Here is a 13,785-nt window from a genome sequence, read left to right as displayed (position 1 = left end):
AGTGCAATGAATTAAGGTCTGTTTTTTATTGGAATCCAAACTTCTTCTTCAGAAGTTGGATCGTCTTTTTTGTATTTTTCACCCATTATAGCAAAATGCGGTCTGTCGTCAACTGTGTATTCTGAATTTGGCAACCATTCAGCAAAAATAGAATGATATGTTTTATGGGCGTCGCTTGCAGGGCCTTTATGAATAAAAACAGCGTAAATTCCTGTTGGAATTGTCAAAGTTTCCATTTCGTCTGGTAGTACAGGAAAGTTTCGTACTTCAACTGCAGCCCACTTTTGGAAAGTTTTGCTAGCATCAAAATTGTCAAAATATCCATTTGGGAAAACTTCAAGTGAATATAAATTAGTATCAACCGTATTTTTTATTTCCTTTCGTCTTGGCATAAAACTGCTCCATAATTGAAAGGTTTGGTTTTCCATAAATGACATTACAATATGTTTGCCGACTAATTTTTTTTCGGTTAAAATTTTAATTTGGGCTTCCATTTTGGGTAGTTTATTTTATAGTGTATTTTTTAAGATCAGTTTCGCTCAATGAAAAATAGCCAAGCGGATAATTTTCCTTATTTGTTGTGTTGATGACATTTCCTTTCACCGTTGCTGGAGGGGATTGAAAAGGTCCGCCAACATTGCTTCCGGCAATGCTTACCAAAATACTCATGTAGTTATAATATTGTTTCGAGATTCCGAAATGAGTGATTTCGATTTCATCTCCAGATTTTAATTCGTCATCATCTGAAAGGCTGAAAAATTCGTTGCCTTGAAAAAACTTATCTTCATCCACGTAATAGTTTGATTTGATTTTGTTGGAATAAACATATTTGTACAAATAGAAATTATCAGCATCTGCGGGATCATTAAAATAAGCTTTGATTTCAATATCTTTTCCAGTAAAACCGCCTTGATTGTTTTGCTCAATATGTGTAATGGGTGCAACAGACATCAATGTTTCAGTTGCTGTGTAGGTTTGTCCATTTGAAATTACCGTCAGAGTATATTCCTGATTTAAAACCGGCTTGAAATTGGTGCATACGTAACGGCCAGATTTTGGGACTTCAGTGAAATTGAATTGCTCATTGGCGCTATTTCTTATAAAAATACGTGCACCAGAAACGGTTGGAATTACATTTTCAAAATACCCCGTTGTTGTAGTCAGCTTTATGGTTTGTTGTCTGCCAGTTGTACCTTTTTGCCAGTTAATTGCGGCTTCAATAACCAATTTTGGCGGTGCAGTTTCTAAATCAACATCGACAACTTCTTCACATCCGGTAAAGAAAATCGAGATAAAAAATAGTAGTAATAAGGCAACTTTTTTCATAGTTTTCTTTTTTAACAAAAAGTGATTTTTAAAACCTAAAATTATAACTCACCGCAGGCACAATTCCAAAAATGGATGTTTTAACGGCTTCATTTTCGCCTGTATCTGTATTTTGGCGGAAATTAATTGACGCTGCATTATGGCGATTGTATAAATTATAAATGCTAAAAACCCATTCTCCTTTCCAGTTTCGATCTTTGTTTTTTCTCGGAGTCAAAGTTGCCGAAACATCTAAATGATGGTAAGCTGGCAACCGATTCTCATTTCGTAAACCATAACTCGGCACTGTAATTCCTAAATATTCGTATTGTCCATTCGGGTAAGTCACTGGCATTCCCGACTGCAACGCAAAGTTAGCACCAAACGACCATTTTTCGTTCAAATTATAAGCTGAAGTTATGGCTAAATTATGTGTTTTGTCATATGCAGAGCTGTACCATTGTCCATTATTGATTCCGGTTTCTTCGGGAGTTCTTCCTGGCGTCTGCTGTTCTGATTTTGATAAAGTATATGAAATCCATCCATTGAATTTGCCTTCGTTTTTCTTTACCATAATTTCTAAACCATACGCACGCATTTGTCCGTTTAGAATTACCTGCTCAATAGCATTATTTGCAATTAAGTCGGCTCCGTCAATGTAATCGAGTCGGTTTTGGATTTTTTTGTAATAGGTTTCAACTTCTAGCGAATAAGCGCTGTTTTCAATATTTCTAAAATAACCCACGGCAACCTGATCTGCAATTTGAGGTTTGATGTAATTATCGCTTGGCATCCAGACGTCAAGTGGAGTAGGCGATGAGGTGTTTGAAATCAACTGAAGATATTGCGCCATTCGATTATAACTTGCCTTTATGGCTTGGTCGTCATTCAATTGATACGAAATCGAAAAACGCGGTTCTAGATTATTATAATTCTTGATCGACTTGTTTTTGCCATAATATTCAGTGCCAATTGGTGTTGCTTTTTCATAAATCTGCATGTCAGTATCAAAAATTACGGGATTGTTGTTTTCGTATAGATTTACATAAGAAGGACCTAGACGATAAAACAAACTGTATCGCAATCCGTAGGCAATTGTGATTTTTTTCGAAAGCTGATTTTCGGCATCAATATAAATAGAAGGCTCAAAAGCATATTTTTTATCCAATTGATCTGGATTAATTCCTGATTCAGGACTGCTTGGTTTAATGGTTCCAGGATTGAATTTGTAATAAATTCCGTTTAAGCCATAACTCAATTTGAATTTATCCGAAATATAATGTTTGAAGTCGTATTTGATATTATAGTTTTGAATGCCCGAATCCCATTTGAACCCAACAAAATCAAGATCTAAACCGTAATAATAGTCGCTGTAGATCAAAGACAAATTCGAAAACAATTTATCTGAATACAGATGATTCCAACGCAAGTTTAAGGTTGAATTTCCGTAAATATTGGTAAAGCTTTTATTTAAGCTGAAAACATCACGACCAAAATACCCTGATAAATACAAGCTGTTATTGTCGTTTAATTTATAGCTCAATTTGGTGTTCAAATCGTAAAAATAAGCCGAATTGTCTTTTTGATCTTCAGAAAGTTTTAGGAATAAGTGGGCGTAAGAAGCTCTTCCGCCAATTAAAAACGAACCTTTATCTTTTACCAAAGGACCTTCTGCTAAAAGTCGGCTTGAGATTAATCCGATTCCTCCATTTAAATGAAAATCTTTGCTGTTTCCATCTTTCTGATAAATATCCAAAACAGATGAAGCTCTTCCGCCAAAACGTGCTGGAATTCCTCCTTTGTATAATTTCAAGTCCTTAATCGCATCTGGATTAAAAACCGAGAAAAAGCCAAAAACGTGTGAAGAATTAAAAATAGTCGCTTCGTCCAGCAGAATCAAATTTTGATCGGCGCCACCGCCACGAACATTAAATCCCGATGCGCCTTCGCCTGCATTTGTAACACCCGGAAGCAATAAAATAGATTTTAGAACGTCAACTTCTCCCAAAACCACGGGCATTTTTTTAATAGTCGCAATCGAGAGCTTATTGGCACTCATTTCAGGCGATTTGGTGTTGATTTTGCCTTTGTTTTCCTTAATTACAACTTCTTGCAATTCCTGACCTTCGCCTTCACTCAGGCTGAAATTCATTTTAGTGTTTTGGTTTAAAAGAATGTTTTGTTGAAGTGTTTGGTAGCCTACATAACTGATTTCGATTTGGTATTCTCCTTTGGGAATGGTCAGCGAGTAAAATCCGTATTCGTTTGTAGTAGTTCCAATTTTTAAAGAAGGAATATAGACGTTGACAGCAATTAGGGTTTCATTGCTTTTATTATCTTTTATAGTACCGCTAAGAGTGAATTTTTCTTGAGAATACGATGTAAACGCAGTTAAAATTAAAAAAATAAGTATGCCAATCTTTCGTATAAACATCTTTTTTATTTTGGTTTACATAGTTAAGAATTCTTACTAATATATTAAAATCGAAGGGCTGTTAAATCTTAGTTAAGATAAACAAAAAAGACAACCGTTTAAGGTTGCCTTTTTTTATTTATTTGCAGTAGCACATTATAATGCTCAGAAATTATTTGATTTTAGCAATAATAGCATTGAATGTTTCGCTAGGACGCATTGCTTTGCTTACCAATTCTGGAGTTGGTTGGTAGTAACCTCCAATATTTTGAGCTTTTCCTTGAGCACCAATTAATTCAGCATCGATTTTAGCTTCGTTAACTTCAAATTCAGCAGCAATTGGAGTAAAGATCGCTTTTAATTCAGCATCTTTAGTTTGAGCAGCCAAAGCTTGAGCCCAGTAGAATGCTAAATAAAAGTGAGAACCACGGTTATCGATTTGACCCACTTTACGAGCTGGAGATTTGTCGTTTGCTAAGAATTTATCGTTAGCTTGATCTAAAGTTTCAGATAAAACGATTGCTTTAGAATTGTCCAAAGTTTGTCCTAAATGCTCTAATGAAGCACCAAGAGCTAAAAACTCTCCTAATGAATCCCAACGTAAATATCCTTCTTCTGTAAATTGCTCAACGTGTTTAGGAGCAGATCCTCCAGCACCAGTTTCGAACAATCCACCACCGTTCATTAAAGGAACGATAGAAAGCATTTTAGCAGAAGTTCCTAATTCTAAAATTGGGAATAAATCTGTTAAGTAGTCACGTAAAACGTTTCCAGTTACAGAGATAGTATCTAAACCTTTGATGATTCTGTCTAAAGTAAATTCAGTAGCAGCAACTGGGTTTAAAATACGGATATCTAAGTTTGTAGTATCGTAGTCTTTAAGGTATTTTTGAACTTTTACGATCAATTCTCTATCGTGTGCTCTGTTTTCGTCTAACCAGAAAACAGCAGGAGTACTAGATAAACGAGCTCTGTTTACAGCCAATTTAACCCAGTCCTGAATAGGAGCGTCTTTTGCCTGACACATTCTGAAAATGTCATTAGCTTCAACGTTTTGCTCCATTAAAACAGTTCCGTTTGCATCAACTACACGAACAACACCGTCAGCTTTCATTTGGAAAGTTTTGTCGTGAGATCCGTATTCTTCTGCTTTTTGAGCCATTAATCCAACGTTAGGAACACTTCCCATTGTTTTTGGATCAAAAGCACCGTGTTTTTTACAGAAATCGATAGTTGCAGTGTAAACACCAGCATAAGAACGATCTGGAATAACAGCAAATGTATCTTGTGCTTTTCCTTCTTTGTTCCACATTTGTCCAGAAGTACGAATCATTGCTGGCATAGAAGCATCAACGATTACGTCAGATGGAACGTGTAAGTTTGTAATTCCTTTATCAGAATTAACCATTGCTAAAGCAGGACCGTTAGCGATTGCTTGATCGATCGCAGCTTCAACTTCAGCTTGCTCAGGTCTTCCAGCGATTTTCGCGTAGATATCACCTAAACCGTTTCTTGTATCAACGTTTAATTCAGCGAATAAAGAAGCGTATTTTTTGAAAACGTCTGCAAAATATACTTCAACGATAGCGCCGAAGATAATTGGATCAGAAACTTTCATCATTGTAGCTTTCAAGTGTACAGAAAGTAAAACTCCTGCAGCTTTAGCTTCAGCGATTACATCAGCAGCAAAAGCTTTTAATTTGCTTACGCTTAAAACAGAGCTGTCAATAATTTCGCCCGCTTTTAATGGAGTACTTGCTTTTAAAACAGTTGTAGTTCCGTCTTTAGCAACGAATTCGATTTTTACATCGTTTGCTTCATTTACAGTTAATGATTTTTCACTTCCGTAAAAATCACCACCAGACATTGAAGCCACTTTAGTTTTTGAGTCAGAAGACCAAGCACCCATAGAGTGTGGATTTGCTTTTGCAAAGTTTTTAACTGCTCTTGGAGCTCTACGGTCAGAGTTTCCTTCACGTAAAACTGGGTTTACAGCAGAACCTAATACTTTTGCATATTTTGCTTTAATTTCTTTTTCAGTATCATTTTTAGGATCTTCTGGATAATTTGGAACATTGTATCCGTGAGATTGTAATTCAGCGATAGCTGCTTTTAATTGTGGTACAGATGCTGAAATGTTTGGTAATTTGATAATGTTAGCTTCTGGTTGAGTAGCTAATTGACCAAGTTCAGCAAGAGCATCACCAGTTTTTTGAGCATCTGTCAATGATTCAGGAAAGTTAGATAAAATTCTTCCTGCTAAAGAGATGTCTCTTGTTTCAATAGCGATACCTGCTGTAGAAGTAAACGCCTGCACAATTGGTAACAAAGAATAAGTCGCTAATAAAGGCGCCTCATCAGTTAAGGTGTAAAAAATTTTTGAATTCTGTGTCATTTTTTTTTTTTTTTTTTTATAATCGTGTCGTCAAAGGATGACGATATGAAAAGTATAGTCGGCTCAAAACGAGCGGAGCAAATATAATAAAAACAGTCCGAAAACGGTGTAGTTTTATTTTGAAATGAAGGATTTATCAGATTGTTATTTCGCGCTTCTTAAATTGTCAAATCGATGATTTTGATATTAAAAAATTACAGTTTTGACAGTAGCGGAAACAAAGGCATAAAAAAAACTCGTTTCAAATGATATGAAACGAGTTTTTTATAACAGATTGATAAATGATTATCTTCTTTTATCTTTAATCTTAGCTTTTTTACCAGTAAGTTCTCTGAAGTAGAAAATTCTAGCTCTACGTACGTGACCTTTCTTGTTGATTTCGATTTTTTGCAAAGCTGGCAAGTTTACTGGGAAGATACGCTCAACACCAACTGCTCCAGACATTTTACGGATTGTAAAAGTTTCTGTGTTTCCAGAACCTCTTCTTTGAATAACAACTCCTTTAAAAAACTGAGTTCTTGTTTTTTCACCCTCTTTAATTTCGTAGAAAACAGTGATTGTGTCTCCAGCTCCGAAATCTGGGAAATCTTTTCTAGCAACGAATTCGTCTTGAACGAATTTTAATAAATCTGCCATGATAATTTAAATTATAGTTTATTCCGAACAACATTCACGGATCTCGCCAGAGGTTGGTCAAATTCGGGTGCAAATGTAGATAAAAAAAATTAAATTCCAATAAAAATAAATTCCAAATTCTAATTTATTAACTAGTTGATTAATTGGGATTTGGAATTTTAAAAATTTGGAATTTATTCTAATAAATCTGGACGTCTATTTTTGGTGTGTTCAAAAGCCATGTCTTCGCGCCATTTGTCAATTTTGGCCGCGTGGCCACTTGTTAAAACTTCAGGCACTTTCCAACCTTTGTAATCGGCAGGTCTTGTATATATAGGTCCTGATAGTAAATTATCCTGAAAACTGTCTGTCAATGCCGATGTTTCGTCACTTAAAACACCAGGAATTAATCGAATTAAGGCATCAGATAAAACAATAGCGCCCAATTCTCCTCCCGACAAAACATAATCTCCAATCGAAATTTCTTTCGTAATAAAATGATCTCTAACTCTTTGGTCAACACCTTTATAGTGGCCACACAAAATGATAATGTTTTTATACATAGACATTTTGTTTGCCATTTTTTGATTCAGTGTTTCGCCGTCAGGTGACATATAGATAATTTCGTCATATTCACGCTGACTTTTTAAATGTGTAATACAGTCATCAATGGGCTGAATCGTCATCACCATTCCGGCACCACCGCCAAACGGATAATCATCAACACTTTTTTGTCTGTTGGTGCTATAATCACGAAGGTTGTGAAAATGTACTTCGACCAAGCCTTTATCAATAGCACGTTTCATAATCGAAGCCTCAAACGGGCTTCTTAACAATTCCGGTAAAAGTGTAATAATATCAATTCGCATTTCTCTTTCAAAAGTTTGGGTGCAAAGATACAAAGTAAATATGGAGAAACTTAAAAACAGGAATTCAAAATATGGGGGCATTTATTTTTATTGAAAAAAAGCGATTTAAGTATAAAGTGTGTATGTCAATTTGTTGTTTTACAAATAATTAGATAATAATTATATAACATTCGAATGTTTTTATGTAATTGATTATGTGTTAATTTTAAGTAGAATTACATAAAATTTTTACTGCTTTATCGAATGCCTTAAATCTAAATCACAATCAAATGAAAAATATAGTTTTATGCTTTGCTATAATGTTGTTATATGCATGCGCAAGCTCGAAAAATACTGGAGATAAATGGATTGGGAAAACCAAACAAAATTTGATAAAAAGCTGGGGAACTCCCATACGAACATTCGACAATGCCTCCAGCGGAGAAATTCTAGTTTATGCAGATCAGGTTTATGAAAAAGATAAAGATCACGATTCTAGAATGGCGGGCCCTATGTATTGGAATTATATTTACATGTATGTCGATAAAACTGGAAAAATATCTTCTTTTAGAAATGAAAAGCAAAATTTTTCACCGCAATCTATTGATTCTGATAAATTAGCAGGGATGAATTTATTGACGGTGAAATGATTTGATAAAACCATTTGTTTTAAAAAGATTTTTTTCCGTTTGCAAATAAGTATTATTTTTAAAGAATCAATTCCAAAGATTTTTTAAACTAAAACAATGTCTTCTCAAAAAATAAAAATATTTGCCATTGTCGGAAGTACTCGAAAAAATTCCAGCAATTTTAAAATTCTGAAATATATTTCAGAAAATATAAATCCACAATTTGAAATTGAAATATTTGAAGAAATAGATCAATTGCCACATTTTAATCCTGACTTGGATCAGGAAACTCCACCACAAAAAGTTATCGAATTCAGAAATAAAATTACTCAGGCTGATGGTATATTAATTTGTACGCCAGAGTATGTTTTCAGTTTGCCAGGAACTTTAAAAAATGCTTTAGAATGGTGTGTTTCGACAACTGTTTTTTCTGGAAAAACCACAGGACTTATCACCGCGTCGGCTTCAGGCGAAATGGGTCATGAACAACTTTTATTGGTAATGAAAACACTTGAAGCAAAATTTGATGCCACTTCTCAGCTTTTAATACAAGGTATTCGCGGAAAAATAGATAACGAAGGGAAAATAACAAATTTTGATACTGAAAAGGCTCTTGAAAGCTTCATAACGAATTTCGAAAATCATTTTTTTGATTGATTTGTGTAGCCTTTCAATAAAAAGAGTAGCTTTACTTTTATACTTTTTAAGATAAAAATGGTAACAAGAAGAAACTTTATTATAAACACAAGCTTGGCTGCAGCGGCAGTTTTAGCTGCACCCTCATTAGCTTTTACTATGAACAAAAAAGAAATTGGATTACAGTTATATACTTTACGCGATGAACTTCCAAAAGATGTGAAATCAACTTTAGAGAAGGTCGCAAGAGCGGGTTACACAACCGTTGAAACGTATGGTTTTTCTATAAAAGATCAATTTTGGGGATTATCACCAAAAGAAATAAAAAAGATTTTGGATGATAATAACTTAAAAGCCGTGAGCGGACATTATAATTTAGGAAGCTTTTTGTACGATGGAAATACCGACGAGCTTATAGCGGCAATCGAAGCGGCTAAAGTCTTGAAAAATGAATTCCTGACTGTTCCGTGGGTAAATGAGCCTTTTAGGAAAAGTATAGAAGATTATAAAAAGATCGCTTCTCGATTAAATGAAGCGGCTAAAATGTGTAAAAAGGCCGGTTTAAAATTGGCGTATCATAATCATGATTTTGAATTTCAAAAATATGATGGCGTAACAGGCTATGAGATTTTGCTCAAAGAAACAGATAAAGATTTAGTCTTTTTTGAATTGGATTTATATTGGGTTGCGCGATCTGGAAATGATTCTTTAAAACTATTTAAAGAAAATCCAGGGCGTTTTAAAATGTGGCATGTAAAAGATATGGACAAGACAAATCAAGCATTAAATACTGAAGTAGGCTCAGGACTTATTGATTTTAAACCTTTGTTCAAAGAAGCAAAACAATCTGGAATGGTTCATTTTTTTGTGGAACAAGAGAACAATTATGTGCCAAATGCTTTTGAATCTATAAAAACAAGTTGTGATTATATTTCAAAAAATCTAATTTAATTCGTCGCTTAATTTATGAAGAAACTTCTTTTTCTGTTATTTGTTGTTTTCTGTTCATGCAAACCCAATAAAAAAGAAAATCCGGAATTAAATCTTCCAATAGATCCGTATTTTACAGAAATTAAAGCAAATGATGTAAAACTCGGAAAACCGGTTTTTGGTGATTGGTTGTATTCTCATCCAGAAAAAGGGCAGCGTTTTGAGCAATTTATAAACACAAAACATGTTGTCCCGACAAAAGAAGAAAATATTATTTATTTACAGCCAATTGGAGAATTCAATTCACAACAAGTAAAGCAAATTGAATTGGTTCGTGAATATTTGGAAGTGTTTTTTCAGTTAAAGACGAAGGTTTTGAAAGAGATTTCAAATGATATTATTCCGAAAAATGTTAGGAGAAAAGGCGATTTAGGCCAAGAACAATTTTTGGCAGGTTATATTTTGGATAGTGTTCTAAAGAAAGAAAAACACGAAAAGGGAATTGCTTTGATGGCAATTACTGAAATGGATTTGTATCCAAAACCTGAATGGAATTATGTTTTTGGACTGGCATCTTACAGAGATAAAATTGCCGTTAGTTCGATTCACAGATTATATGACAAGAGATTAGAAAATGCAGATTTCAGTTTGTGCTTAGAGCGATTGCTGAAAATTTGTTCGCACGAAATTGGACATATGTTTGGTTTGCATCATTGCATTGAAGCCGACTGTGCTATGAATGGAACAAATAGTTTGTCTGAAACAGACGAGCATTCGCTTCGATTGTGCTCGCTTTGTCAAAGAAAATTAAATTCTGGATTTAAATATGATAATGTAAAAAGGCTGAATGAACTGGAACAATATTTCAAAAAGAATAACTTGGCTGAAGGGCAGGAACTAATGATAAAAGACATTGAAAAAATTAAAAACTAAATAAAATGGCAACTAGCAAAGAATTTATAAAAGGAGACGAAATAGAATGGGAAGTAGTTGGTGAGGGAATAAAACGAAAAATCCTCGCTTTTGATGATCGAATCATGCTTGTAAATGTTCATTTTGAAAAAGGAGGTATTGGCGTTTTGCACGATCATTATCATTCTCAGGTCACTTATATTGCAAGCGGAAAATTTGACGTTACAATCAGCGGTGTAACACAAACCTTGAAAGAAGGCGACAGTTTTTACATTCCGCCTCACGCTGTTCACGGTGTTGTTTGTCTGGAAGAAGGAATGTTGACGGATGTTTTCAGTCCAGCGCGAGAAGATTTTTTGAACTATTAAAAATTGAAAAATAAACCATATAAGTCATGTAAGAAAATTTAAGTTTTTAGTTAAATGAACTTACATGACTTATATGGTTCAATAAATTTAAAAATTTATAGATTTTTTAAAGTTTTGCTAAAGATTAGATTGGTATTTTTGCACCATGAATTTATCTAAAACAAATGTCCTTTTTATGGCAGTTTGCACTGGTCTTATAGTTGCAAATCTTTATTACTGCCAACCTTTGATTGTACTTATTGCCAACGAATTTAAAATTCCCGAAGCAGATGCCGGAACTATAACTTATTTAACTCAGGCTGGTTATGCCGTTGGGTTGTTTTTTATGGTGCCTCTGGGCGATAAGATTGAGCGAAAAAAGCAAATTTTAATGACCACTTTTGCCTCTGTAATTGCTTTATTGATTGCAGCGACAGCAAAAAGTTTTTTGATTTTACAAATCGCTTCTTTGTTAATCGGAATCACTTCAATTGTACCACAACTCATTCTGCCTTTAGCCGCGTCTTTGAGTACGCATGAACAACGTGGAAAAGTCATCGGAACTATTATGAGTGGCCTTTTAGTTGGGATTTTGCTTTCGCGAACATTAAGTGGCTTTATCGGTCAGGTTTTGGGTTGGAGATTGATGTTTTATATTGCTGCTGCAATTTGTCTATTGATCTTTTTTGTCATTCAAAGTACATTTCCAGTCAACAAGCCTCAGTTTTCAGGAACTTATGGCGAATTGATTAAATCGCTTTTTACGCTTATAAAAACACAACCAGTCTTGCGCGAAGCGACGGCGATAAATGTTTTCAGCTTTGCTCAATTTGGTGCTTTCTGGACCACTATGGTTTTGTTGCTTTCGGGCGAACCGTTTGGTTTTAATAGTGCTACAATTGGGTTATTCGGAATTGTGGGTGCTTCTGGAGCTTTGGCAGCGCCTTTGGTCGGAAAAATTGGAGATAAAGGAAATTCAAGAATTGCAGTTGGTTACGGTTGTTTGTTGATTTTGATAAGCTTTCTAATTTTTTATTTTTCGATTGAAAGCGTAATCGGAATTGCAATTGGAATTGTGTTTATTGATATCGGAATTCAAGGTGTTCACATTTCAAATCAAACCCGAGTTTATTCGTTATTGCCAGAAGCTAGAAATCGCTTAAATACCGTATTTATGTCATTTAGCTTTTTAGGAACTGCAGTTGGATCAGCATATGGATTATTGCTTTGGAAACTTGGCGGATGGCATGCTGTTGCTATTGGTTGTATGGTTTTATCGCTAATGTCATTAGCCGTTTATGGCCTTACTTATAAATCAAAATCTAAAAAATAGAAAGACAAATTGATAAAAAATTAATTTGTAAATTTGCATTCAAATAAAAAAAATACAACAATGGAAAACGGAATATACGCTAAATTCAATACTAGCAAAGGTTCGATTTTAGTAAAATTGACACATGATTTGACACCAGGAACTGTAGGAAACTTTGTGGCTCTTGCAGAAGGAAATATGGAAAATAAAGTAAAACCTCAAGGGCAAAAATTCTACGACGGATTGAACTTTCACAGAGTAATCGCTGATTTTATGATTCAAGGTGGATGTCCTAAAGGAACTGGAACAGGAGATCCAGGTTATAAATTTGATGACGAATTCGTTTCAAGCTTAAAACATGACCGTCCAGGGGTTTTATCTATGGCAAATTCTGGTCCTGGAACTAACGGTTCTCAATTTTTCATCACGCACGTTCCAACTCCTTGGTTAGACGGAAAACACACTGTTTTTGGACATGTTGTTCAAGGACAAGATATCGTTGATGCAGTTGCTCAAGGTGATGCTTTAGAGTCTGTAGAAATTATCAGAGTTGGTGAAGAAGCTCAAAAATGGAATGCAATCGAAGCTTTCATTTCTTTGAAAGGAGCTCGTATGAAAAGAGAAGCGGCTTTAAAAGCAGAATCTGAAGCAAAAATGGAGCAATTAGCTGCTGGTTTTGATAAAACTGAAAGCGGTTTACGTTATAAAATGATTCAAAAAGGAGAAGGAAAAAGAGCTGAAGCTGGAAAAACAGTTTCTGTTCACTACGAAGGATCTTTAGAAAACGGAAAAGTTTTTGATTCATCTTACCCAAGAAAAAAACCAATTGAATTCAAATTAGGAATTGGACAAGTAATCGAAGGATGGGACGAAGGTATTGCTTTATTGCAAGTTGGAGACAAAGCTCGTTTTGTAATTCCATCTGATTTAGCTTACGGACCATCAGGAGCAGGAGGAGTAATTCCACCACACGCAACTTTGATTTTTGACGTTGAATTAATGGACGTAAAATAAGATTTTGAAAGCAATTTAGTATTGTTTTAAATAACAATCCCATATGCCGCGGCGTATGGGATTTTTTTATATTTACTTAAATTAAAAACGAAACCAAGCGATGAAATCAAAAATCTTAACTTTAGCCGCGATCGCATTATTTGCAGCTTCTTGCGGTTCAAAAAAAGCACCTGCTACTCCAGCTGCTCCGGCAGTTACTGAGACTGCAAAAGCAAAGGAACTAACTCCTGAACTTGCTGCAGGTAAGAGTTTATACGAAAACAATTGTGCAAAATGTCATAAATTGTTCGAACCAACGAAATTTACGAAAGAAGAATGGCAACCAATTTTGGTTCGTATGCAAAAGAAAGCAAAGTTGGATGATACTAACATGGCTTCAATAACAAACTATATTCATTCGCAATTGTAATAATTTACGTTTGAGAAAAA

14 protein-coding genes are annotated in these 13,785 nt (G+C 34.7%); 8 read left to right on the top strand and 6 right to left on the bottom strand.

Features of this window, described 5'->3' with window-relative positions; all coding sequences use genetic code 11:
- Window positions 1-11: 11 nt before the first annotated feature.
- The 6 genes from AAYQ19_RS04490 to trmD form a co-directional block, all read right to left on the bottom strand.
- Window positions 12-494: a GyrI-like domain-containing protein gene (locus tag AAYQ19_RS04490; protein ID WP_343534285.1), complete on the bottom strand. Its 483-nt coding sequence runs from the start codon at window positions 492-494 to the stop codon at window positions 12-14.
- Window positions 495-504: 10 nt separating this feature from the next.
- Window positions 505-1,326 carry a DUF4249 domain-containing protein gene (locus AAYQ19_RS04485; RefSeq protein WP_343534282.1) on the bottom strand — a complete coding sequence of 274 codons (822 nt, stop codon included), beginning with the start codon at window positions 1,324-1,326 and terminating at the stop codon, window positions 505-507.
- Between the two features lie 28 nt (window positions 1,327-1,354).
- The gene (locus tag AAYQ19_RS04480) at window positions 1,355-3,739 is read right to left on the bottom strand and encodes a TonB-dependent receptor (protein ID WP_343534280.1); all 2,385 of its coding nucleotides are present in this window, start codon (window positions 3,737-3,739) and stop codon (window positions 1,355-1,357) included.
- A 151-nt stretch (window positions 3,740-3,890) separates the two neighbouring features.
- Entirely contained in the window at window positions 3,891-6,113 is a 2,223-nt protein-coding gene (locus AAYQ19_RS04475) for an NADP-dependent isocitrate dehydrogenase (RefSeq protein WP_343534278.1), read from the bottom strand.
- 285 nt (window positions 6,114-6,398) lie between these two features.
- Entirely contained in the window at window positions 6,399-6,749 is a 351-nt protein-coding gene (rplS, locus tag AAYQ19_RS04470; RefSeq protein ID WP_343534276.1) for a 50S ribosomal protein L19, read from the bottom strand.
- 173 nt (window positions 6,750-6,922) lie between these two features.
- On the bottom strand, window positions 6,923-7,597 hold the full coding sequence (trmD, locus tag AAYQ19_RS04465; RefSeq protein WP_343534400.1) for a tRNA (guanosine(37)-N1)-methyltransferase TrmD: 675 nt from the start codon (window positions 7,595-7,597) through the stop codon (window positions 6,923-6,925).
- A 269-nt stretch (window positions 7,598-7,866) separates the two neighbouring features.
- Here trmD and AAYQ19_RS04460 point away from each other — a divergent pair, with 269 nt between their 5' ends.
- The 8 genes from AAYQ19_RS04460 to AAYQ19_RS04425 all read left to right on the top strand — a co-directional run bounded on the left by AAYQ19_RS04460 (window position 7,867) and on the right by AAYQ19_RS04425 (window position 13,765).
- The gene (locus AAYQ19_RS04460) at window positions 7,867-8,226 is read left to right on the top strand and encodes a hypothetical protein (protein WP_343534274.1); all 360 of its coding nucleotides are present in this window, start codon (window positions 7,867-7,869) and stop codon (window positions 8,224-8,226) included.
- 96 nt (window positions 8,227-8,322) lie between these two features.
- The gene (locus AAYQ19_RS04455; protein ID WP_343534272.1) at window positions 8,323-8,862 is read left to right on the top strand and encodes an NADPH-dependent FMN reductase; all 540 of its coding nucleotides are present in this window, start codon (window positions 8,323-8,325) and stop codon (window positions 8,860-8,862) included.
- Window positions 8,863-8,919: 57 nt separating this feature from the next.
- Window positions 8,920-9,792 carry a sugar phosphate isomerase/epimerase family protein gene (locus AAYQ19_RS04450; protein WP_343534270.1) on the top strand — a complete coding sequence of 291 codons (873 nt, stop codon included), beginning with the start codon at window positions 8,920-8,922 and terminating at the stop codon, window positions 9,790-9,792.
- Window positions 9,793-9,807: 15 nt separating this feature from the next.
- Window positions 9,808-10,704 carry an archaemetzincin family Zn-dependent metalloprotease gene (locus tag AAYQ19_RS04445; RefSeq protein WP_343534268.1) on the top strand — a complete coding sequence of 299 codons (897 nt, stop codon included), beginning with the start codon at window positions 9,808-9,810 and terminating at the stop codon, window positions 10,702-10,704.
- 5 nt (window positions 10,705-10,709) lie between these two features.
- Window positions 10,710-11,051: a cupin domain-containing protein gene (locus tag AAYQ19_RS04440; protein ID WP_343534266.1), complete on the top strand. Its 342-nt coding sequence runs from the start codon at window positions 10,710-10,712 to the stop codon at window positions 11,049-11,051.
- Window positions 11,052-11,226: 175 nt separating this feature from the next.
- Window positions 11,227-12,363 (top strand): MFS transporter, encoded by a 1,137-nt coding sequence (locus AAYQ19_RS04435; protein ID WP_343534264.1) that lies wholly within the window; start codon window positions 11,227-11,229, stop codon window positions 12,361-12,363.
- Between the two features lie 60 nt (window positions 12,364-12,423).
- Window positions 12,424-13,356 carry a peptidylprolyl isomerase gene (locus tag AAYQ19_RS04430; protein WP_343534262.1) on the top strand — a complete coding sequence of 311 codons (933 nt, stop codon included), beginning with the start codon at window positions 12,424-12,426 and terminating at the stop codon, window positions 13,354-13,356.
- A 100-nt stretch (window positions 13,357-13,456) separates the two neighbouring features.
- Window positions 13,457-13,765, top strand: a complete 309-nt coding sequence (locus tag AAYQ19_RS04425; protein WP_343534260.1) for a cytochrome c — start codon at window positions 13,457-13,459, stop codon at window positions 13,763-13,765.
- Window positions 13,766-13,785 lie beyond the last annotated feature (20 nt).

Source organism: Flavobacterium mesophilum, from assembly GCF_039581405.1.
Classification (GTDB): Bacteria; Bacteroidota; Bacteroidia; order Flavobacteriales; family Flavobacteriaceae; genus Flavobacterium.
Note: the sequence above shows the minus strand (reverse complement) of the source record. Positions and strands in the feature narration are given on the sequence as shown.

Bases quoted from the DNA above. Each gene is read 5' to 3' on its own strand.
- AAYQ19_RS04490 (WP_343534285.1), bottom strand. From the start codon at position 494: ATGGAAGCCCAAATTAAAATTTTAACCGAAAAAAAATTAGTCGGCAAA.
- AAYQ19_RS04485 (WP_343534282.1), bottom strand. From the start codon at position 1,326: ATGAAAAAAGTTGCCTTATTACTACTATTTTTTATCTCGATTTTCTTT.
- AAYQ19_RS04480 (WP_343534280.1), bottom strand. From the start codon at position 3,739: ATGTTTATACGAAAGATTGGCATACTTATTTTTTTAATTTTAACTGCG.
- AAYQ19_RS04475 (WP_343534278.1), bottom strand. From the start codon at position 6,113: ATGACACAGAATTCAAAAATTTTTTACACCTTAACTGATGAGGCGCCT.
- rplS (WP_343534276.1), bottom strand. From the start codon at position 6,749: ATGGCAGATTTATTAAAATTCGTTCAAGACGAATTCGTTGCTAGAAAA.
- trmD (WP_343534400.1), bottom strand. From the start codon at position 7,597: ATGCGAATTGATATTATTACACTTTTACCGGAATTGTTAAGAAGCCCG.
- AAYQ19_RS04460 (WP_343534274.1), top strand. From the start codon at position 7,867: ATGAAAAATATAGTTTTATGCTTTGCTATAATGTTGTTATATGCATGC.
- AAYQ19_RS04455 (WP_343534272.1), top strand. From the start codon at position 8,323: ATGTCTTCTCAAAAAATAAAAATATTTGCCATTGTCGGAAGTACTCGA.
- AAYQ19_RS04450 (WP_343534270.1), top strand. From the start codon at position 8,920: ATGGTAACAAGAAGAAACTTTATTATAAACACAAGCTTGGCTGCAGCG.
- AAYQ19_RS04445 (WP_343534268.1), top strand. From the start codon at position 9,808: ATGAAGAAACTTCTTTTTCTGTTATTTGTTGTTTTCTGTTCATGCAAA.
- AAYQ19_RS04440 (WP_343534266.1), top strand. From the start codon at position 10,710: ATGGCAACTAGCAAAGAATTTATAAAAGGAGACGAAATAGAATGGGAA.
- AAYQ19_RS04435 (WP_343534264.1), top strand. From the start codon at position 11,227: ATGGCAGTTTGCACTGGTCTTATAGTTGCAAATCTTTATTACTGCCAA.
- AAYQ19_RS04430 (WP_343534262.1), top strand. From the start codon at position 12,424: ATGGAAAACGGAATATACGCTAAATTCAATACTAGCAAAGGTTCGATT.
- AAYQ19_RS04425 (WP_343534260.1), top strand. From the start codon at position 13,457: ATGAAATCAAAAATCTTAACTTTAGCCGCGATCGCATTATTTGCAGCT.